The following is a 19,486-nucleotide window of genomic DNA, read 5'->3' on the forward strand; positions in this document are numbered from 1 at the left end:
CACTGCCCTTAGGGGCGGTGTTTTCTTCTGTAAAAAAACCAACATTGATTAAGAAGCTTGATTTGTCGGCGATTTTTCTCAAGGTAAGCTTGTTTCAGTTGTTTCTTAAACCATACAGGCAACTCCATCTCCTCCTTTAATGGATGACACTGCGTGAATGATGATGTAAATTAGTTTATGAAAAGCGGCTTGTATATGTTCGGAAAGTGAAAGGATGAATGAGTTGACTGAGAAAGAACTGCAGCGTTTAGTAGAAGCAATATCCGAGAGGTATTTTGGTATGCCTTTTCTTCATCAAGCTACATTTAATGCTCGTTTAAGAACTACTGGCGGACGTTATTTGTTAAGGTCACATAATCTTGAATTCAATAAAAAGCACTATGATCAATTTGGTGTAACAGAACTTGAAGGGATTATAAAGCATGAACTATGTCATTATCACCTACACATTCAGAAGAAAGGTTATAAACATCAGGACCAGGATTTCAAACAACTTCTTCAAAAAGTGGGGGGGTCACGCTACTGCCAGGTAGTACCTGGGCAAAGAAGAGTAGAATCATATAAGTACCTTTACGAGTGTCAACAATGCCATGCTAAGTATAGAAGGAAGAGAAGGATGGACACCTTACGATATGTGTGCGGAAAGTGTAGAGGAAAGTTAAAACAAGTTTATTGAAAGTTATCATTGACGACCTAGATTGTATGTGGTAAATTAATAAAGTCTCTTCGGAGAGCAAGTCCAGATCGAATACATAACGCTTTAAGAAATTTCAAAAAAGCTGTTGACTTTGATTGCTGGATAAGTTATTATATTAAATGTCGCCGATAACGGAGATAACAAATTAAACACTATTCCACAGTAGCTCAGTGGTAGAGCTATCGGCTGTTAACCGATCGGTCGTAGGTTCGAATCCTACCTGTGGAGCCAAACGGAGAAGTACCCAAGTGGCTGAAGGGGCGCCCCTGCTAAGGGTGTAGGTCGCGTGAGCGGCGCGAGGGTTCAAATCCCTCCTTCTCCGCCATTTTTATGGCCCGTTGGTCAAGCGGTTAAGACACCGCCCTTTCACGGCGGTAACACGGGTTCGAATCCCGTACGGGTCACCAACAAATTTTAAAAATAAAATGTTTCAACAACATGATATGTAATCAGTTATAGAGGTCTCGTGGTGTAGCGGTTAACATGCCTGCCTGTCACGCAGGAGATCGCGGGTTCGATTCCCGTCGAGACCGCCATTATTTTCTAAAATGAATCTGATTATATAAATTGTTGGGCTATAGCCAAGCGGTAAGGCAACGGATTTTGATTCCGTCATGCGCTGGTTCGAATCCAGCTAGCCCAGCCATGTTGAGCCATTAGCTCAGTTGGTAGAGCATCTGACTTTTAATCAGAGGGTCGAAGGTTCGAGTCCTTCATGGCTCACCACTTTTTGCGGGTGTGGCGGAATTGGCAGACGCGCTAGACTTAGGATCTAGTGTCTTACGACGTGGGGGTTCAAGTCCCTTCACCCGCACCAATTCTTTTAAAATGCTAAGTTTTCATCAAGTAACGATGTGCGGTTGTGGCGGAATGGCAGACGCGCTAGCTTGAGGGGCTAGTGGGGGAAACCCCGTGGAGGTTCGAGTCCTCTCAACCGCACCAAATATAATATGCGCCCGTAGCTCAATTGGATAGAGCGTCTGACTACGGATCAGAAGGTTAGGGATTCGACTTCTCTCGGGCGCACCATATTTATTTACTTAATAAAATGTCGGGAAGTAGCTCAGCTTGGTAGAGCACTTGGTTTGGGACCAAGGGGTCGCAGGTTCAAATCCTGTCTTCCCGACCATCAATATCGCGGGTGTAGTTTAGTGGTAAAACCTCAGCCTTCCAAGCTGATGTCGTGGGTTCGATCCCCATCACCCGCTCCATTAAAGATGGGCCTGTAGCTCAGCTGGTTAGAGCGCACGCCTGATAAGCGTGAGGTCGGTGGTTCGAGTCCACTCAGGCCCACCATCTTTTGAAAAAAGTTGTTGACACTGTTCAAGTCATCATGGTATGATGGTTTGGTCGCTGAAAACGACATTGAAAGAAACAAATCGATCTTTGAAAACTGAACGAAACGCCATGTAAGTAGTTGTTTCTACGGAAACAAAACATTGTTTTAAAGCTAGATTAAGCTTTCTATCGGAGAGTTTGATCCTGGCTCAGGACGAACGCTGGCGGCGTGCCTAATACATGCAAGTCGAGCGAAGAGATGGGAGCTTGCTCCCTGATCTTAGCGGCGGACGGGTGAGTAACACGTGGGCAACCTGCCCTGCAGACTGGGATAACTCCGGGAAACCGGAGCTAATACCGGGTAATACATCGCACCGCATGGTGCAATGTTGAAAGTTGGCTTTCGAGCTAACACTGCGGGATGGGCCCGCGGCGCATTAGCTAGTTGGTAAGGTAATGGCTTACCAAGGCGACGATGCGTAGCCGACCTGAGAGGGTGATCGGCCACACTGGGACTGAGACACGGCCCAGACTCCTACGGGAGGCAGCAGTAGGGAATCTTCCGCAATGGACGAAAGTCTGACGGAGCAACGCCGCGTGAGTGACGAAGGCCTTCGGGTCGTAAAGCTCTGTTGTTAGGGAAGAACAAGTACCGTTCGAATAGGGCGGTACCTTGACGGTACCTAACCAGAAAGCCACGGCTAACTACGTGCCAGCAGCCGCGGTAATACGTAGGTGGCAAGCGTTGTCCGGAATTATTGGGCGTAAAGCGCGCGCAGGCGGTCTTTTAAGTCTGATGTGAAAGCCCACGGCTCAACCGTGGAGGGTCATTGGAAACTGGAGGACTTGAGTGCAGAAGAGGAGAGTGGAATTCCACGTGTAGCGGTGAAATGCGTAGATATGTGGAGGAACACCAGTGGCGAAGGCGGCTCTCTGGTCTGTAACTGACGCTGAGGCGCGAAAGCGTGGGGAGCAAACAGGATTAGATACCCTGGTAGTCCACGCCGTAAACGATGAGTGCTAGGTGTTGGGGGGTTCCACCCTCAGTGCTGAAGTTAACACATTAAGCACTCCGCCTGGGGAGTACGACCGCAAGGTTGAAACTCAAAGGAATTGACGGGGGCCCGCACAAGCAGTGGAGCATGTGGTTTAATTCGAAGCAACGCGAAGAACCTTACCAGGTCTTGACATCCTCTGACAATCCTGGAGACAGGACGTTCCCCTTCGGGGGACAGAGTGACAGGTGGTGCATGGTTGTCGTCAGCTCGTGTCGTGAGATGTTGGGTTAAGTCCCGCAACGAGCGCAACCCTTGATCTTAGTTGCCAGCATTCAGTTGGGCACTCTAAGGTGACTGCCGGTGACAAACCGGAGGAAGGTGGGGATGACGTCAAATCATCATGCCCCTTATGACCTGGGCTACACACGTGCTACAATGGACGGTACAAAGGGCAGCAACACCGCGAGGTGAAGCGAATCCCATAAAGCCGTTCTCAGTTCGGATTGCAGGCTGCAACTCGCCTGCATGAAGCCGGAATTGCTAGTAATCGCGGATCAGCATGCCGCGGTGAATACGTTCCCGGGCCTTGTACACACCGCCCGTCACACCACGAGAGTTTGTAACACCCGAAGTCGGTGGGGTAACCTTTATGGAGCCAGCCGCCGAAGGTGGGACAAATGATTGGGGTGAAGTCGTAACAAGGTAGCCGTATCGGAAGGTGCGGCTGGATCACCTCCTTTCTATGGAGAATTACGAAGGTAACTTACGTTACCAACCTTACATGAGCGTTTCGTTTAGTTTTGAAAGAATGATTTATTCTTTCAAACCAGGTGAAATGATGAAGCTTAGGCGGATTCAAACAGTAGCCTTGTTCCTTGAAAACTAGATAGCACAAACAACGACATCCAATAATTATTTTTATGCAATAACTTAGTAATAACTGATGCGTTATGGCAGTAATGCCTAACAAATCGAAGGTTAAGCTACTAAGGGCGCACGGTGGATGCCTTGGCACTAGAAGCCTAAGAAGGACGGGACGAACACCGATATGCTTCGGGGAGCTGTAAGTACGCTTTGATCCGGAGATTTCCGAATGGGGGAACCCACCATCTTTAATAGGATGGTATCCATTTCTGAATACATAGGGAATGGAAGGCAGACCCGGGGAACTGAAACATCTCATTACCCGGAGGAAGAGAAAGCAAACGCGATTTCCTGAGTAGCGGCGAGCGAAACGGAATCAGCCCAAACCAGAGGGCTTGCCCTCTGGGGTTGTAGGACGTCTCTTTGGAGTTACAAAGGCACGGATAGACGAAGCGACCTGGAAAGGTCCATCAGAGAAGGTAACAATCCTGTAGTCAAAATCCGATGCCCTCCGAGACGGATCCTGAGTACGGCGGGACACGTGAAACCCCGTCGGAATCCGGGAGGACCATCTCCCAAGGCTAAATACTCTCTAGTGACCGATAGTGAACCAGTACCGTGAGGGAAAGGTGAAAAGCACCCCGGAAGGGGAGTGAAAAAGAACCTGAAACCGTGTGCCTACAACTAGTTGGAGCCCGTTAATGGGTGACAGCGTGCCTTTTGTAGAATGAACCGGCGAGTTACGATCCCGTGCAAGGTTAAGCTGAGAAGGCGGAGCCGCAGCGAAAGCGAGTCTGAATAGGGCGAAATAGTACGTGGTCGTAGACCCGAAACCAGGTGATCTACCCATGTCCAGGGTGAAGTTCAGGTAACACTGAATGGAGGCCCGAACCCACGCATGTTGAAAAATGCGGGGATGAGGTGTGGGTAGCGGTGAAATGCCAATCGAACCTGGAGATAGCTGGTTCTCTCCGAAATAGCTTTAGGGCTAGCCTCGCGGCAAGAATCTTGGAGGTAGAGCACTGATTGGACTAGGGGTCCTTACCGGATTACCGAATCCAGTCAAACTCCGAATGCCAACGATTTATCCGCGGGAGTCAGACTGCGAGTGATAAGATCCGTAGTCGAGAGGGAAACAGCCCAGACCACCAGCTAAGGTCCCAAAGTATACGTTAAGTGGAAAAGGATGTGGCGTTGCTTAGACAACCAGGATGTTGGCTTAGAAGCAGCCATCATTTAAAGAGTGCGTAATAGCTCACTGGTCGAGTGACGCTGCGCCGAAAATGTACCGGGGCTAAACGTATCACCGAAGCTGTGGATTGTCTTACGACAATGGTAGGAGAGCGTTCTAAGGGCTGTGAAGTCAGACCGAAAGGACTGGTGGAGCGCTTAGAAGTGAGAATGCCGGTATGAGTAGCGAAAGACAAGTGAGAATCTTGTCCGTCGAAAGCCCAAGGTTTCCTGAGGAAGGCTCGTCCGCTCAGGGTTAGTCGGGACCTAAGCCGAGGCCGAAAGGCGTAGGCGATGGATAACAGGTTGATATTCCTGTACCACCTCCTTTCCGTTTGAACGACGGGGGGACGCAGAAAGATAGGGAGAGCGCGCTGCTGGAAATGCGCGTCCAAGCGATTAGGCTGGTGAATAGGCAAATCCGTTCACCATGAAGGCTGAGTCGTGATGGCGAGGGAAATTTAGTACCGAAGTCCTTGATTCTACGCTGCCAAGAAAAGCCTCTAGTGAGGAAAAAGGTGCCCGTACCGCAAACCGACACAGGTAGGCGAGGAGAGAATCCTAAGACGATCGGGAGAACTCTCGTTAAGGAACTCGGCAAAATGACCCCGTAACTTCGGGAGAAGGGGTGCTTCCTCGGGTTTATAGCCCAGGGGAGCCGCAGTGAAAAGATCCAAGCGACTGTTTAGCAAAAACACAGGTCTCTGCAAAGCCGTAAGGCGAAGTATAGGGGCTGACACCTGCCCGGTGCTGGAAGGTTAAGAGGAGGGGTTATCCCTTACGGGAGAAGCTCTGAATCGAAGCCCCAGTAAACGGCGGCCGTAACTATAACGGTCCTAAGGTAGCGAAATTCCTTGTCGGGTAAGTTCCGACCCGCACGAAAGGTGCAACGACTTGGATACTGTCTCAACGAGAGACCCGGTGAAATTATAGTACCTGTGAAGATGCAGGTTACCCGCGACAGGACGGAAAGACCCCATGGAGCTTTACTGTAGCCTGATATTGGATTTTGGTACAGCTTGTACAGGATAGGTAGGAGCCATAGAAGTCGGACCGCCAGGTTCGATGGAGGCGTCGGTGGGATACTACCCTGGCTGTACTGACATTCTAACCCAGCACCGTGATCCGGTGCGGAGACAGTGTCAGGTGGGCAGTTTGACTGGGGCGGTCGCCTCCTAAAGTGTAACGGAGGCGCCCAAAGGTTCCCTCAGAATGGTTGGAAATCATTCGCAGAGTGTAAAGGCACAAGGGAGCTTGACTGCGAGACCTACAAGTCGAGCAGGGACGAAAGTCGGGCTTAGTGATCCGGTGGTTCCGCATGGAAGGGCCATCGCTCAACGGATAAAAGCTACCCTGGGGATAACAGGCTTATCTCCCCCAAGAGTCCACATCGACGGGGAGGTTTGGCACCTCGATGTCGGCTCATCGCATCCTGGGGCTGAAGTAGGTCCCAAGGGTTGGGCTGTTCGCCCATTAAAGCGGTACGCGAGCTGGGTTCAGAACGTCGTGAGACAGTTCGGTCCCTATCCGTCGCGGGCGCAGGAAATTTGAGAGGAGCTGTCCTTAGTACGAGAGGACCGGGATGGACACACCGCTGGTGTACCAGTTGTTCCGCCAGGAGCATAGCTGGGTAGCTACGTGTGGAAGGGATAAGTGCTGAAAGCATCTAAGCATGAAGCCCCCCTCGAGATGAGATTTCCCACAGCATTAAGCTGGTAAGATCCCTTAGAGATGATGAGGTAGATAGGTTCGGGGTGGAAGCGTGGCAACACGTGGAGCTGACGAATACTAATCGATCGAGGGCTTAACCGATTAAATTGGAATACGTTGTGCGTGCTATCTAGTTTTCAGGGAACACCTGAAATAAGGAAGTTCGATTAAGTGCCACCACGTCCTGTGGTGAACACCGAACGGCTAACATCCTGTTAGTCTAGTGATGATGGCGAAGAGGTCACACCCGTTCCCATGCCGAACACGGAAGTTAAGCTCTTCAGCGCCGATGGTAGTTGGGGGATCTCCCCCTGCAAGAGTAGGACGTCGCTGGGCAATTGAAGAAAAGTGAGAGACCAAATGGTTTCTCACTTTTTTGTATTGATAAAGTGAAGAAAACTCGCAAGAGAAAAAAGCTTCATGTGAGACAATCAAAACTTCTTCGAAAGCTACGTAGGGGTGGGAGAAGCAAGAAATTCGAGGAAGCAAGCGATGTCAGACCGGAGTGGATATTCGAGAGATCCATGAGGATCTGGCATCGCGCAGCTGACGAAGAAGTTCGCCGCTTATCGCGCCCCGTATGAGAACACGGAAGTTAAGCTCGAGTGCCGATGGTAGTTGGGGGATCTCCCCCTGCAAGAGTAGGACGTCGCTGGGCACAAGATGAAAGGCGAGAGACCTGAGGGTTTCTCGCTTTTTTTTGTATGGTTTTTACGTTCGCGGAATTAATCTCAAATTCGCGGAATTATCATGGAAAAGCGCGGAATAAATTTGATTTTCGCGGAATTATATAAGGTATCGCGAAATAACCGCATGCGAGTAAGCATTTTAATTCTATCCAGCCAGAATGTGGTGCTTAATAAGAATAATTAATTGAAAATTTCGAACCGTATTTCTTGAAATTACTCTCTAGAACACGTACAGTTAATGAAAAAGAATTTTATTTAGAGGAAGGGGAAAATAAATGGATTTTCATTTTGATACAAAAGCAGTACGTTTTCCACGAAAGACGAAAGCAGATACAGTTAGTAAGGTTCAACCGATTTATCAGACCTCTGCCTTTGTTTTTGAAGATCTCGATGATTTGGAATCTTTTTATGAAGGTAAAAAAGACTATTTGTATACGCGTGTTAGCAATCCGAATACAGATGATCTTGGAATGGGTGTAGCAGACCTTGAGGGGGCTCCTAAAGGCATTGCAACTTCTTCAGGTTTATCTGCTATTCTTGCAGGAGTACTTGCTGTTGTTAAGGCTGGCGACCACATTGTGGCTTGTGAAGATCTATACGGAGGTACATACTCTCTTTTTAATGAAGAACTCCCTGACTTCGGCATAGAAGTTTCTTTTGTTGATTTTACTGACAAAGAAAAAATTGAGCATGCCATACGTCCAAACACAAAGTTACTTTATACGGAATCAGTAACAAACCCGCTATTAAGAGTAGAGGATCTAACCCTTCTTAAAGAACTTGGTGAAAAGCATGAACTAATTACAATGATAGATAATACGTTTGCTACTCCGTATCTTCTTCAACCTTATCAAGTTGGAATTGATCTTGTTGTACATAGCGCAACAAAATACATTGGCGGACATAGTGATGTAACAGCAGGCGTACTAGTAGGCAGAGAAGATCTTATGGCTAAAGCAAAAGCCAAAGTGATTAACCTTGGTGCTAACCTTAGTCCATTCGAAGCGTGGCTAGGGTGCCGTGGGTTAAAAACGATGAGTGTACGAATGGAACGGCATGTTAGGAATGCTGCATTTCTTGCAAGCCAACTCAAAGACGTTAAAGGCATAAAGAATGTATATTATCCAGCATATGTAGCTGAAAGAGGATCTGGGGCAATGGTTTCCATTGAATTAGAGGAAGAAACCAATGTGAAATCGTTCTTCAAGTCACTAGGATGGGTGAAGATTATACCGACTCTGGCTGGATTAGATACTACCGTTTCTTATCCCATTGCCACCTCCCACCGAACAGTACCTGAAGATACTAGACAGAAGCTGGGGATCAATAAGCAGCTCGTCCGTATTTCTGTAGGAATTGAAAACGAAAATGATATTGTAGATGCATTCAAAAATGCTGTGGAAAAATCCCTCTAATAGGAGGGATTTTTCTTTTTCTCCTAAAGGTTGCATTCATTACATTTATCTGGTATAGTAGTATTTGTGTCCGAGAGACATATTAAGTTCTTTTATATCGTCGCGGGGTGGAGCAACGAGCGTTACTTCAATGAAACAACATCGAGTTGTTTCGACGGATACGCATCGTAGCATAATCTTGCAGAGGAAGAAACAGTGCACTGCATAAAGAAGCAGGCACAAATTATTTTTTTATATCGTCGCGGGGTGGAGCAGTTCGGTAGCTCGTTGGGCTCATAACCCAAAGGTCGCAGGTTCAAATCCTGCCCCCGCAACCAAAAATTTACCTACGTCGATTAATCTTCCTTGTTAAATTTTTATTGTAGTCCCTTTAGGGGCAACCTAAACTGATAACTTGGTATTATTTCTCACAATCGTAAGTGTATATTGTTCAAACATTGCATACTGGTCTCGTGGTGTAGCGGTTAACATGCCTGCCTGTCACGCAGGAGATCGCGGGTTCGATTCCCGTCGAGACCGCCATTTCTAATAGAGCGATAGAATCGCTTTTTTTTTATACTCTAAAATCGTTTTTTTTTCTATAAACCTTAGGGAAAATAGAAGTTTTTCTAAACAAACATGTGAATTTGTCGTTAAGTAAGATAAACTGATAGAAAAAGCACCTTAGGATGAAATTCCTAAGGTTTTTTTATAAAATAGAAAGAGAGATGAGTTTGGTGAAAGATGAATTTGCATTTATTCAATCCATTAAGCCAGCTTATACATTTCGTGAAGAATTGATTCAAGGGATTGGAGACGATGCTGCTCTTTATCGTATTGGATCAGACTGGGATGAAATCGCCTGTGCGGATACAATGGTGGAAGGAATCCATTTTAAAAAAAGTACGCTCTCCCCTTTTCAAATTGGCAGAAAAGCGCTTGCCGTCAATATAAGTGATATCGCTGCTATGGGCGGAATTCCGATGTTTTACCTTGTATCGATATCAGTACCTCAGACAGGCTGGTCGTCTAAGCAGCTGAAAGAAATTTATAAAGGTATGAAAGAAATTGCTGATGACTATGAAATAGATATGATCGGCGGAGATACAGTCTCGACGCGAAGCGATCTTCACATTGCAATTACTGTGATTGGTAAAATCGAGAAAGGACGCAAACTTCTGAGAAGTAATGCGCGAGCTGGAGATATTGTCTTTCTTACTGGACCTGTCGGTGGATCAGCTGCTGGACTTTCTTCTTTGCTTGAAGGGGAAGGGAATGAAGCCCCATATGTAAAATATCATCAAGAACCTAGTCCGAGAATAAAGCAAGGACGTATTCTCGCCAAAAGTGGGTACCGGATTTCATTAAATGATGTTAGTGATGGAATTGCAAGTGAGTCCCATGAGTTAGCTGAAGCAAGTGGCGTTTCTATTATACTGAATCAGGATACGATTCCAGCTCCTGAGGGCTTCGATGCTTATTCTTCCTTTCAGCGGTTAGAATGGATGTTAAATGGTGGAGAAGATTATGAACTTATCGGAACAGTTGCTGAGGAGAATTGGGAAAAGGTTGTAGAACTTTTCGAGGCGCACGATGAAGAAATTTATCGGATTGGTTATGTAGAGGATAAGCGGACAAGTGTATGGATGAATTATAAAGATCAAAAATTCAAACTGGACAAGAAGGGTTACAATCACTTCTCGTCTAAGGAATAGGTGATGACCATGAGTGGATATGCTTTCATCATGAAGTCTCCAGATGAAACGATGGAGTTTGGTAGAAAGCTTGCTGAAAAGCTTAAGCCAGGCAGTGTATTAACACTTGAAGGAGATCTAGGTGCTGGCAAGACAACATTTACAAAAGGAATCGGAAAAGGACTAGGGGTTACGAAAGTGGTAAACAGCCCTACTTTTACGATAATAAAAGAATATGAAGGTACGATTCCTCTGTTTCATATGGACGCATATCGTCTAGAAGAGAGTGATGAAGACCTTGGTTTTAGCGAATACTTTGAAGGGGAAGGTGTCACTGTAGTGGAATGGGCAAAATTCATTCAGGACATGCTTCCAAAGGAACTACTCAGAGTTGAAATTTATCATCAAAGAGAATCAGAACGTCGGCTAATATTGAGACCCTTTGGTCCTTTTTATGAGTCGTTATGTAAGGAGTTGCAACATGAGAGTACTAGCCATTGATTCTTCGAATTATTGTATGGGTGTCTCCGTTATGGTGGAGGGCACGATTGTTGGAGAAATCATAACAAATATAAAGAAAAACCACTCGGTTCGGTTGATGCCTGCTATTGAGCAATTGCTAGAAGAAGTTCAATTAAAGCCTATTGACCTTGATCGTATTGTAGTAGCGGAGGGACCAGGTTCTTATACAGGTCTTCGTATTGGTATTAGTATAGCTAAGACGCTTGCTTGGACATTAAACATTCCACTTGTGGGGGTTTCGAGTTTAGAAGTTCTGGGCCAGAACGGCCGTTATTTTGCTGGAGCTATCATTCCCTTTTTTGATGCTAGACGAGGACAGGTCTATATGAGCGTATATCGAGCAAATGGAATAGAAGTCGAGAGAGAAACCCACGATCATATCGTCCTATTTGAAGACTGGTTGAAAGAGAATAAAGATCGCTATGAGCGCTTCTTATTTATTAGTGGCGATTTAAATCTACACAAGGAACAAATCGAAGCGATTTTAGGAGAGAAAGCAACTTTTGCACCGAGTAGCAGCTTGAATGCTCGTCCTTCTGATCTTGCAAGATTAGGGTCTTGTAAAGAACCGGTAGAAGATGTCCATCAGTTTACACCAAACTATGTAAGAATGGCTGAAGCTGAAGCGAAATGGCTGGCTTCACAGAAAAAGTAGGGGATTAACGATGAATGAGACGGTATCGTTTCGATCGATGACGATTGAAGATATAGAAGCTGTCATGCGAATTGAGCATGCAACGTTCCCTACGCCTTGGAGCAAATCCGCTTTCTATAATGAAATTGTAATTAACCATTTTGCTACTTATCTATTGCTCGAGGTTGGGGAAGAAATAGCGGGATATTGTGGTGTGTGGGTCATCATCGATGAAGCACATATTACAAACATAGCGCTTCATCCGGACTATAGAGGAATGAAGCTAGGAGAAGCACTACTTAAGAAAGCCATTCATTTTGCGAAATTACGTGGAGCGTTGACCATGACTTTGGAAGTTCGCGTATCTAATAAAGTTGCGCAAAACTTGTATCGGAAATTTGGATTTGAAGAAGGCGGCATCCGCAAAAATTATTACACTGATAATCATGAGGATGCGCTAGTTATGTGGGTGAATTTTAATGGAAAATAAAAATGAATTAATACTTGGTATTGAAACGAGCTGTGATGAAACGGCAGTAGCGATTGTAAGAAATGGGAAAGAAGTTTTGGCTAATGTCGTGGCTTCTCAAATTGAAAGTCATAAACGGTTTGGTGGGGTCGTACCAGAAATTGCTTCAAGACATCATGTAGAGCAGATGACGCTGATTTTAGGAGAAGCATTGGACGAGGCAAACGTTACAATGGACGATATTGATGGGATTGCTGTAACGGAAGGCCCAGGATTAGTGGGGGCACTCTTAATAGGTGTGAATACAGCAAAAGCACTTGCTTTCGCTCATCAAAAACCGCTGATCGGTACTCATCATATTGCTGGGCACATATACGCGAATCAGCTTGTAGCAGAGCTAACATATCCACTGCTTGCTCTCGTCGTCTCAGGAGGCCATACAGAGCTTGTTTATATGCCATCTGAAGGTGAGTTTGAGGTAATAGGAGAAACGCGTGATGATGCAGCGGGTGAGGCCTATGATAAAGTAGCAAGAACGCTTCAGCTACCTTATCCAGGCGGACCGCATATTGATCGACTAGCCGCGGAAGGCGAGGAATCCGTCCCTCTTCCTCGTGCCTGGCTTGAAAAAGGTTCTTATGATTTTAGTTTTAGTGGCTTGAAATCCGCGGTTATTAATACTGTTCATAATGCGAAGCAAAGAAACGAAGAGTTAAAGCCTGAGGATCTAGCGGCAAGTTTTCAAGCTTCGGTCGTAGAAGTTCTTGTTACTAAAACTTTACGAGCAGCAAAAGAGTATGGTGTGAAACAGGTTGTACTTGCTGGTGGTGTAGCTGCCAATAGAGGACTCAGAAGTTCTCTAACAGAAGCATTCAATGGCAGTGAGACAGAGCTTGTGATTCCGCCACTTTATTATTGTACTGATAATGCAGCTATGATTGCAGCAGCTGGAACGATAGCTTATCGTAAAGGGAAGAGATCTAGCTTACAACTTAACGCAAATCCGGGATTAGAACTGGGAATCTAATCCCGGTTTTTTTATTTGAAGAAAAACCACCCATTTATCAGAAAGCTAAACAGACGTTCTTTTCATGTTTAAGGTGAGGTGTTTTAATGAGAACAGTTACCCACACGATGGTGGATAATGTGGATATAAGGAGAGGAAAGGGATTCCCTCGCCGTTTCTTGGAAAGTGGTCATTTTGTGGATAATCGGTTATTGACCTGTGGATAATGTTGATAGTTTTTAGGGAATTAGTCATAACAGGTGATTAATTGTGCATAAGTTTGTGGATAGTGTGAATATGTCGGAAAATTCTTACCTAATAAAAAAACAGTCCACAGTGGACTGTTTTTTCTTATGCTTCTTGTAGTTGCTCCCATTCTTCCATGAGAGTTTCCGTTTGGTGACGAAGATGATCCATTTCTTCATTTAATTTCATTACTTTTTCATGATCTTCAAAAACTTCTGGAATGCAAAGCTCTTCTTCTATTTCTGCGATGCGAACTTCAGCATTGTCGACCTCTTTTTCAATTTCTTCAATTCGTCTTTGCATTTGTCGTTCCTGGCGCTTCGTTTCCTTATCCTGCTGAAATGTTGATTTGGCAGATGGAGCATCTTGTGTGACATTGTTCTTTGGTTGCTCAAGAGCTGCTAATTCAGCAAGCTCTTGTTTTTTCTCAACATAGTAATCGTAATCACCTAGATAAGGTGTTACGCCATCAGTTGAAAGTTCAATGACGCGCGTCGCGATTCTGTTAATAAAATATCTGTCGTGCGAGACAAATAGGATTGTACCGGGAAATTGAATAAGTGCTTCTTCAAGAATTTCCTTACTATCTAGGTCTAGATGGTTTGTTGGCTCATCCAGTATTAGTAGATTTGATTTTTGCATCATCAACTTGGAAAGTGCTAGGCGCCCTTTTTCGCCCCCACTTAAATCAGAGACATTCTTCAAAACGTCGTCACCAGTGAAAAGAAAGCGTCCTAAAACTGCTCTAATGTCTTTCTCGTCTGTTAGTGGGAAGTCATCCCATAGTTCCTTTAAGACGGTTTTATTCGAGTGAAGATTGGTTTGTTCCTGGTCATAGAAGCCAATTTGAACATTGCTGCCATAGTGAATATCACCATTGAGGAGAGTTTCACCTGATACGATTGCTTTAAGTAGAGTTGATTTCCCAATTCCGTTTGGCCCTACAAGCGCAACGCTCTCCTGGCGCTTCAAATCAAATGTTAGGTTGTCGTTTATGGTGTTATTTGGATAGCCAATCGCTAGTTCTCTTAGCGTTAAGACGTCGTTACCAGTTTGCTTATCGATCCCGAACGTAATATTAGCAGATTTCTCGTCGCCTTTTGGTTTATCTAGTCGCTCCATTCGATCAAGTTGCTTGCGCCGACTTTGGGCTCGTTTTGTAGTTGAGGCGCGAACGATATTCTTCTGAACAAACTCCTCAAGTTTGGCAATTTCTTTTTGTTGCTTCTCAAACTCTTTCAATTGCTGTTCATACCGTTGTTCTTTTTCATCAAGGTAATAACTGTAGTTACCTTCAAATCTTTCCGCACGATGACGTGATACTTCATAAACTTTATTTACAATTTTATCGAGAAAATAACGGTCGTGAGAGACGATTAATAAGGCACCAGAATAGTTTTGAAGATAGCCTTCAAGCCAAGTAAGTGTTTCGATGTCCAGGTGGTTAGTGGGCTCATCTAGAATAAGTAATTCTGGTTTTGTTAGTAAAAGCTTACCAAGGGCAAGGCGTGTTTTCTGACCGCCACTTAACGTTGAGATTTTTGTGCTGTAATCAAAGTCTTTGAAGTTGAGTCCATGTAAAACCGTACGAATGTCTGCTTCGTATTTGTATCCGCCCTGATCTTTAAAGGCGACTTGAAGTTCATCGTATTCTTTTAAAATTCGTTCATATTCAGTTTCATTCTCGTAAACATCAGGATTGCCCATCTTCTGCTCGTAACTCCTGAGTTCAGATTCCATTTTTCGCAAACGATTGAAGACGCCAAGCATTTCTTCCCAGATTGATAAATCTGATTCTAAACCTGTATCCTGCGCCATATAGCCGATGGAAACACCTTTCGGCTTAATAATGTCTCCTGAATCATAGGAAAGCTGACCTGTTATCATCTTGAGAAGGGTGGACTTGCCTGCGCCATTACGTCCGACAAGTGCTACACGGTCTCGTGATTGTACTTCTAATTTAATATTCGATAAAATGGTATCAGCACCAAATGATTTGGTGAGTCCATTAACTTGCAATACGATCATGTTCTTTCACCTCTATTTCCTTCCTTAAATCCGTGAAAAACGGTTAGTAAGGAAAGGTTATTTCCTGGTGTATCACCGATAGTTCGGCATTATCCGAGTTTCCTTTAAGTTTACCGCAGAGAGGACGAGCTGAGCAACTAAAGGAATGTGCATGAGTTAACAAAAAAAGTCATCAAAAAAACAGCAAAATCGAAAGAAATGGTGTATAGTCACAAGTAGCAGCATTATCCTTCTATCATCTTCGGATGAGGAAAGGGGCAAATATGAGTTCATTTACTCACTTTAATGAAGAAGGCCGCGCAAGAATGGTCGACATTTCTGATAAAACTCCCTCCGTTCGGACTGCAACAGCACGAACGAGCGTAAAGGTGAGTGAAGACATCTATTCTGGTATTCAATCAGGAACGATGAAGAAAGGCGATGTGCTTGAAGTCGCTCAAATTGCCGGAATTATGGCAGCAAAAAAAACATCTGATCTCATCCCCATGTGTCATCCGATAGCGCTTTCTGGCGTTGACCTTCATTTTAACTGGCAGGAGAAATCGCAAGCCTATGAGCTAATTATTGAGGCTCATGTGAAGACGAGCGGAAGTACTGGCGTTGAAATGGAAGCGCTGACGGCAGCCTCGGCAGCAGCATTGACGGTATATGATATGTGTAAAGCGGTGGATAAAGGCATCGTTATCGGGGAAACCTATCTTGTTACTAAAACAGGAGGTAAAAGCGGGGATTATGCGCGCGAATAACGTGACGATGGAGCGCGGAGATCAATATGGAGGTAGTGTATGGATATTGATCAGACAAAAATTCCGCAGGCGACAGCAAAAAGACTGCCGCTCTATTATCGATATTTAAAAAATTTAAGTGCATCAGGTAAACAACGCGTTTCGTCAGCAGAGCTTAGCGATGCCATCAAGGTCGATTCTGCTACAATTCGAAGAGATTTCAGTTATTTTGGTGCTCTTGGTAAAAAAGGCTATGGGTACAATGTTCATTATTTGTTATCCTTTTTTAGTAAGACGCTTGATCAGGATGAAACGACAAAAGTCGCGCTTATTGGTGTAGGTAATCTTGGAACGGCTTTCCTGCACTACAATTTCATTAAAAATAATAATACAAAGATCGAACTTGCTTTTGACGCAGACTCTGAAAAAGTAGGACAGGAGATTGGTGGCGTTCCAGTCTATCATATCGACGAGTTTCAAAAGCGGCTGAGAGAAAATGACGTTTCCGTCGTTATCTTAACCGTACCAGTTCATGTTGCTCAATCGATTGCCGATCAGATGGATCAAACAGGAATAAAAGGAATATTAAACTTTACGCCGGCACGATTAACGGTGCCGGATCACATTCGAGTGCATCATATTGATCTTGCAGTTGAGTTACAAGCACTAGTTTATTTCATGAAACATTATCCAGTATAACGACATGTTAAGGAGGTGACACGCATGGGAATGGGTGGCGCAAGTATCGCTTTAGTTGCTGTGGTTGCTTTAATTATTTTTGGACCTAAGAAATTACCTGAGCTTGGTAAAGCTGCAGGAAATACGCTTCGTGAATTTAAAAATGCAACAAAAGGTTTAGCGGATGATGATGAACCAAACGAAAAGAAAAATAACGACAAGTAATCGGTTAGGACGGATAGTGAATGGAGGATCAGAAGCAATCCATCTATGATCATTTAGAAGAATTAAGAAAACGGATTATTATTACAGTCGTTTTCTTAATTCTTTCCTTTATTGCGGGGCTGTTTCTGGCTAAGCCAGTCATTGTGTTCTTGCAACATGCTCCTGAAGCGCAGGGTATACCGATGAACGCGTTTCATCTGACTGACCCATTGAAAGTGTATTTCAGCTTCGCTTTTTTAATTGCTTTTATTATGACATCTCCACTGGCGCTTTATCAGCTGTGGGCATTTATTTCACCAGGATTATTTGAACACGAACGGAAAGTGACACTATCGTATATTCCCGCAGTGTTTATTTTGTTTCTTGGTGGTGTATCCTTTTCCTACTTTGTTTTATTTCCTTTTGTCATCGATTTTGTAGGGAATCTTGCTCAAAGTCTTAACATTCAAGAAATGTATGGAGCGAATCAATATTTCAGCTTTTTGTTTCAATTAACGCTCCCATTTGGGTTTGTTTTTCAGTTGCCAGTCATCGTTCTTTTCTTTACAAGGCTTGGTATGTTAAATCCAGCTATGCTTGTACAGATTCGAAAGTATGCCTATTTTGTCCTTCTTGTTATAGCGGGGATGATTACACCACCTGAAATCATTTCACATCTTATGGTTACAGTACCGCTGTTACTTCTGTATGAATTTAGTATCATTGTGTCACGATATGGCTACCGTAAAAGATTGCAGGCTGAAGCAAAACGGATCCTTGAGGAAGCTCAGGAAGAGAGCAATAATTAAATGCAAATAAAAAGCGATAGGGGAAGCCCCTATCGCTTTTCGTTATCATCTTTTTTCTTTAGTTCCGTTATCCTTCTTTTCAAGACGAAGAAACGAATAGCATAAACAAAATCTACCGTAGCGAGAACCATCAGCAGAATGGTATAAAAACTCCATATTTCCCCGTTACTACTAGCGCTTTGAATCGCCAGGTAGGTGAAGAGGGAGCCAAGTCCCAAGTAGAAAAAACCCATTACAATTGGTGAAAGTTTCATGAAAAGAGTCCTCCAATAAACGATTGCATCTCGTTCAGCTGCTTTTCCATCTCCATAATATCATCAGCAAAATAGACGTTAATTAATACAACAAAAGTATTCATCGTCATATGAGCAATGATTGGTACAATCAGACGCTTCGTTTTTACATAAAGAAAGGCGAAGGTGAGTCCCATTGCTGTATAAATAAGAATATGAGAAAAGTCAAAATGAATCGCTGCAAAAATAACAGAGCTGAGTATGCCGGCAATCCAAAAATTAAATCGTTTGTATAACGAACCGAAAATAACTTTTCGGAAAACAATTTCCTCAAGAATTGGTCCGATAATTGATGTCACAATAATAAAAACAGGTGCCGCTTTTGCGACTTCTATCAGCATTTCTGTGTTTTCAGAACCAGGATCAATCCCAAATACGTTCATTTCGATCATTGCAGCAATAATTTGGGAAGCATAAGCCATGAATACGCCTAGAATGCTCCATCCAACCGCCTGACCAAGAGAGACGCGCGTTGAGCGTTCAAAAGGGACGTCCGGAGTGGAACGGAGAAGAAATAGCATGATAATCAGTGCTGTCAGAAAACTAAAGACAGACCAAGTGACGACTGGATCAGGGATGTTTAATTCCTGAAGTAGGGGAACGCCTACTAATCCTGAGAGCTGCATTACAATATAAGTAATCAATATAGTCCAATAATGTTTGGCCAAGAAGCATAACTCCTTTTAATGGTTTGCATGCCGTAAATGGCATTTTGCATACTCGTATTAGTTTAACACACTTTCTTAAGGGAATGCCGTTCATAAGACTTCGTATAACTGGTTTATATAGCCATATCGAATATAATCGAAAAACAGGCCATAAGTCTTATCAGTTTATGTCACATAGTGACGAGTAAAGGAGAAAAGAAAAAACTGAAAAAAAAATCAACTTAAGTACTTGCAAAAGAATAGTGAATTATTTATTATATACATGTGTTAGCACTCGATGATGGTGAGTGCTAAAAAACGAATCAAACCATAATTTCCATCTGAGGAGGGTGTTTGAGTTGTTAAAGCCTTTAGGTGATCGAGTAGTCATCGAACCAATTCAATTAGAAGAAAAAACGTCTAGTGGGATCGTACTTCCAGATTCTGCGAAAGAAAAGCCACAGGAAGGTCGCGTCGTGTCTGTAGGTAGCGGTGCACTAACTGATGGTGGAGAGCGTGTAGCTCTTGAAGTATCAGAAGGCGACGCTGTTATTTACAGTAAGTATGCTGGTACTGAAGTAAAGTATGACGGTAAAGAGTATTTGATTCTTCGTGAGAACGATATTCTTGCAGTCGTAGGCAAGTAAAAACAAAAATAAAAAGTACTACAT

16 protein-coding genes, 14 tRNA genes and 3 rRNA genes are annotated in these 19,486 nt (G+C 44.1%); 29 read left to right on the forward strand and 4 right to left on the reverse strand.

Features of this window, described 5'->3' with window-relative positions; translation table 11 throughout:
* Window positions 1-8: 8 nt before the first annotated feature.
* A complete protein-coding gene (cmpA, locus tag AC0VYJ_RS01345; RefSeq protein ID WP_194222491.1) occupies window positions 9-122 on the reverse strand; it encodes a cortex morphogenetic protein CmpA in 114 nt (37 codons plus the stop codon).
* Window positions 123-223: 101 nt separating this feature from the next.
* On the opposite strand from cmpA, the gene AC0VYJ_RS01350 reads away from it, so the two are divergent.
* The 24 genes from AC0VYJ_RS01350 (at window position 224) to tsaD (ending at window position 13,206) form a co-directional block, all read left to right on the forward strand.
* Window positions 224-676 (forward strand): SprT family protein, encoded by a 453-nt coding sequence (locus tag AC0VYJ_RS01350; protein WP_430241906.1) that lies wholly within the window; start codon window positions 224-226, stop codon window positions 674-676.
* 177 nt (window positions 677-853) lie between these two features.
* Window positions 854-928, forward strand: a tRNA-Asn gene (locus tag AC0VYJ_RS01355).
* Window positions 929-931: 3 nt separating this feature from the next.
* Window positions 932-1,022, forward strand: a tRNA-Ser gene (locus AC0VYJ_RS01360).
* 7 nt (window positions 1,023-1,029) lie between these two features.
* Window positions 1,030-1,104, forward strand: a tRNA-Glu gene (locus AC0VYJ_RS01365).
* 53 nt (window positions 1,105-1,157) lie between these two features.
* A tRNA-Asp gene (locus tag AC0VYJ_RS01370) sits at window positions 1,158-1,233 on the forward strand.
* Between the two features lie 35 nt (window positions 1,234-1,268).
* Window positions 1,269-1,343, forward strand: a tRNA-Gln gene (locus AC0VYJ_RS01375).
* Between the two features lie 4 nt (window positions 1,344-1,347).
* A tRNA-Lys gene (locus AC0VYJ_RS01380) sits at window positions 1,348-1,423 on the forward strand.
* A 6-nt stretch (window positions 1,424-1,429) separates the two neighbouring features.
* Window positions 1,430-1,514, forward strand: a tRNA-Leu gene (locus AC0VYJ_RS01385).
* A gap of 39 nt (window positions 1,515-1,553) precedes the next feature.
* Window positions 1,554-1,639: transfer RNA gene (locus tag AC0VYJ_RS01390), tRNA-Leu, on the forward strand.
* A gap of 10 nt (window positions 1,640-1,649) precedes the next feature.
* Window positions 1,650-1,726: transfer RNA gene (locus AC0VYJ_RS01395), tRNA-Arg, on the forward strand.
* Between the two features lie 23 nt (window positions 1,727-1,749).
* Window positions 1,750-1,826: transfer RNA gene (locus tag AC0VYJ_RS01400), tRNA-Pro, on the forward strand.
* Window positions 1,827-1,834: 8 nt separating this feature from the next.
* Window positions 1,835-1,908: transfer RNA gene (locus tag AC0VYJ_RS01405), tRNA-Gly, on the forward strand.
* Window positions 1,909-1,916: 8 nt separating this feature from the next.
* Window positions 1,917-1,993, forward strand: a tRNA-Ile gene (locus AC0VYJ_RS01410).
* Between the two features lie 168 nt (window positions 1,994-2,161).
* A 16S ribosomal RNA gene (locus AC0VYJ_RS01415) occupies window positions 2,162-3,713 on the forward strand.
* Between the two features lie 236 nt (window positions 3,714-3,949).
* Window positions 3,950-6,879 (forward strand): 23S ribosomal RNA (locus AC0VYJ_RS01420).
* A gap of 117 nt (window positions 6,880-6,996) precedes the next feature.
* Window positions 6,997-7,113, forward strand: a 5S ribosomal RNA gene (gene rrf, locus AC0VYJ_RS01425).
* Together the 16S, 23S and 5S rRNA genes with 12 tRNA genes alongside form the textbook arrangement of a ribosomal RNA operon.
* A gap of 628 nt (window positions 7,114-7,741) precedes the next feature.
* Window positions 7,742-8,881, forward strand: coding sequence for a trans-sulfuration enzyme family protein (locus tag AC0VYJ_RS01430; RefSeq protein ID WP_430243525.1), 1,140 nt, complete (start codon window positions 7,742-7,744; stop codon window positions 8,879-8,881).
* Window positions 8,882-9,121: 240 nt separating this feature from the next.
* Window positions 9,122-9,198, forward strand: a tRNA-Met gene (locus AC0VYJ_RS01435).
* Between the two features lie 129 nt (window positions 9,199-9,327).
* Window positions 9,328-9,403: transfer RNA gene (locus tag AC0VYJ_RS01440), tRNA-Asp, on the forward strand.
* Between the two features lie 185 nt (window positions 9,404-9,588).
* Entirely contained in the window at window positions 9,589-10,575 is a 987-nt protein-coding gene (gene thiL / locus AC0VYJ_RS01445) for a thiamine-phosphate kinase (protein ID WP_430243526.1), read from the forward strand.
* A 9-nt stretch (window positions 10,576-10,584) separates the two neighbouring features.
* Complete coding sequence (tsaE, locus tag AC0VYJ_RS01450) at window positions 10,585-11,055, forward strand: tRNA (adenosine(37)-N6)-threonylcarbamoyltransferase complex ATPase subunit type 1 TsaE (RefSeq protein ID WP_430243528.1); 471 nt, start codon at window positions 10,585-10,587, stop codon at window positions 11,053-11,055.
* Window positions 11,036-11,731 carry a tRNA (adenosine(37)-N6)-threonylcarbamoyltransferase complex dimerization subunit type 1 TsaB gene (tsaB, locus tag AC0VYJ_RS01455; protein WP_475366324.1) on the forward strand — a complete coding sequence of 232 codons (696 nt, stop codon included), beginning with the start codon at window positions 11,036-11,038 and terminating at the stop codon, window positions 11,729-11,731. Before tsaE ends, tsaB begins: the two co-directional genes overlap by 20 nt.
* A gap of 10 nt (window positions 11,732-11,741) precedes the next feature.
* Window positions 11,742-12,200 (forward strand): ribosomal protein S18-alanine N-acetyltransferase, encoded by a 459-nt coding sequence (gene rimI, locus AC0VYJ_RS01460; RefSeq protein WP_194222486.1) that lies wholly within the window; start codon window positions 11,742-11,744, stop codon window positions 12,198-12,200.
* Window positions 12,190-13,206: a tRNA (adenosine(37)-N6)-threonylcarbamoyltransferase complex transferase subunit TsaD gene (gene tsaD, locus AC0VYJ_RS01465; RefSeq protein WP_475366325.1), complete on the forward strand. Its 1,017-nt coding sequence runs from the start codon at window positions 12,190-12,192 to the stop codon at window positions 13,204-13,206. The genes rimI and tsaD overlap by 11 nt, the downstream gene beginning before the upstream one ends.
* A 330-nt stretch (window positions 13,207-13,536) precedes the next feature.
* Here the strand turns inward: tsaD and AC0VYJ_RS01470 are convergent, their stop codons facing one another.
* The gene (locus AC0VYJ_RS01470; protein ID WP_430243534.1) at window positions 13,537-15,459 is read right to left on the reverse strand and encodes an ABC-F family ATP-binding cassette domain-containing protein; all 1,923 of its coding nucleotides are present in this window, start codon (window positions 15,457-15,459) and stop codon (window positions 13,537-13,539) included.
* A 263-nt stretch (window positions 15,460-15,722) separates the two neighbouring features.
* On the opposite strand from AC0VYJ_RS01470, the gene moaC reads away from it, so the two are divergent.
* Genes moaC through tatC form a run of 4 tightly spaced genes read left to right on the forward strand, consistent with a single transcriptional unit; the run spans window position 15,723 to window position 17,875 of the window.
* Window positions 15,723-16,205, forward strand: coding sequence for a cyclic pyranopterin monophosphate synthase MoaC (gene moaC, locus AC0VYJ_RS01475; protein WP_475366326.1), 483 nt, complete (start codon window positions 15,723-15,725; stop codon window positions 16,203-16,205).
* A 45-nt stretch (window positions 16,206-16,250) separates the two neighbouring features.
* Entirely contained in the window at window positions 16,251-16,883 is a 633-nt protein-coding gene (locus tag AC0VYJ_RS01480) for a redox-sensing transcriptional repressor Rex (RefSeq protein WP_194222549.1), read from the forward strand.
* 24 nt (window positions 16,884-16,907) lie between these two features.
* A complete protein-coding gene (locus AC0VYJ_RS01485; protein WP_475366327.1) occupies window positions 16,908-17,087 on the forward strand; it encodes a twin-arginine translocase TatA/TatE family subunit in 180 nt (59 codons plus the stop codon).
* A 20-nt stretch (window positions 17,088-17,107) separates the two neighbouring features.
* Window positions 17,108-17,875 carry a twin-arginine translocase subunit TatC gene (gene tatC, locus AC0VYJ_RS01490; protein ID WP_194222481.1) on the forward strand — a complete coding sequence of 256 codons (768 nt, stop codon included), beginning with the start codon at window positions 17,108-17,110 and terminating at the stop codon, window positions 17,873-17,875.
* A 29-nt stretch (window positions 17,876-17,904) separates the two neighbouring features.
* On the opposite strand, the gene AC0VYJ_RS01495 is transcribed toward tatC, so the two are convergent.
* Together AC0VYJ_RS01495 and AC0VYJ_RS01500 are read right to left on the reverse strand one after the other, a co-directional pair.
* Entirely contained in the window at window positions 17,905-18,129 is a 225-nt protein-coding gene (locus AC0VYJ_RS01495) for a YdiK family protein (protein ID WP_430243538.1), read from the reverse strand.
* On the reverse strand, window positions 18,126-18,836 hold the full coding sequence (locus AC0VYJ_RS01500) for a lysostaphin resistance A-like protein (protein WP_475366328.1): 711 nt from the start codon (window positions 18,834-18,836) through the stop codon (window positions 18,126-18,128). The genes AC0VYJ_RS01495 and AC0VYJ_RS01500 overlap by 4 nt, the downstream gene beginning before the upstream one ends.
* A 338-nt stretch (window positions 18,837-19,174) precedes the next feature.
* Here AC0VYJ_RS01500 and groES point away from each other — a divergent pair, with 338 nt between their 5' ends.
* Window positions 19,175-19,462 (forward strand): co-chaperone GroES, encoded by a 288-nt coding sequence (groES, locus tag AC0VYJ_RS01505; RefSeq protein WP_048313430.1) that lies wholly within the window; start codon window positions 19,175-19,177, stop codon window positions 19,460-19,462.
* Window positions 19,463-19,486 lie beyond the last annotated feature (24 nt).

The sequence above is a fragment of the Anaerobacillus sp. 63XJN7_5_ISO-PGPR-S23-430 genome (assembly GCF_056173695.1).

Bases quoted from the DNA above. Each gene is read 5' to 3' on its own strand.
- tsaE (WP_430243528.1), top strand. From the start codon at position 10,585: ATGAGTGGATATGCTTTCATCATGAAGTCTCCAGATGAAACGATGGAG.
- AC0VYJ_RS01470 (WP_430243534.1), bottom strand. From the start codon at position 15,459: ATGATCGTATTGCAAGTTAATGGACTCACCAAATCATTTGGTGCTGAT.
- AC0VYJ_RS01495 (WP_430243538.1), bottom strand. From the start codon at position 18,129: ATGAAACTTTCACCAATTGTAATGGGTTTTTTCTACTTGGGACTTGGC.
- thiL (WP_430243526.1), top strand. From the start codon at position 9,589: ATGAGTTTGGTGAAAGATGAATTTGCATTTATTCAATCCATTAAGCCA.
- AC0VYJ_RS01430 (WP_430243525.1), top strand. From the start codon at position 7,742: ATGGATTTTCATTTTGATACAAAAGCAGTACGTTTTCCACGAAAGACG.
- moaC (WP_475366326.1), top strand. From the start codon at position 15,723: ATGAGTTCATTTACTCACTTTAATGAAGAAGGCCGCGCAAGAATGGTC.
- AC0VYJ_RS01485 (WP_475366327.1), top strand. From the start codon at position 16,908: ATGGGAATGGGTGGCGCAAGTATCGCTTTAGTTGCTGTGGTTGCTTTA.
- tsaB (WP_475366324.1), top strand. From the start codon at position 11,036: ATGAGAGTACTAGCCATTGATTCTTCGAATTATTGTATGGGTGTCTCC.
- rimI (WP_194222486.1), top strand. From the start codon at position 11,742: ATGAATGAGACGGTATCGTTTCGATCGATGACGATTGAAGATATAGAA.
- tsaD (WP_475366325.1), top strand. From the start codon at position 12,190: ATGGAAAATAAAAATGAATTAATACTTGGTATTGAAACGAGCTGTGAT.
- tatC (WP_194222481.1), top strand. From the start codon at position 17,108: ATGGAGGATCAGAAGCAATCCATCTATGATCATTTAGAAGAATTAAGA.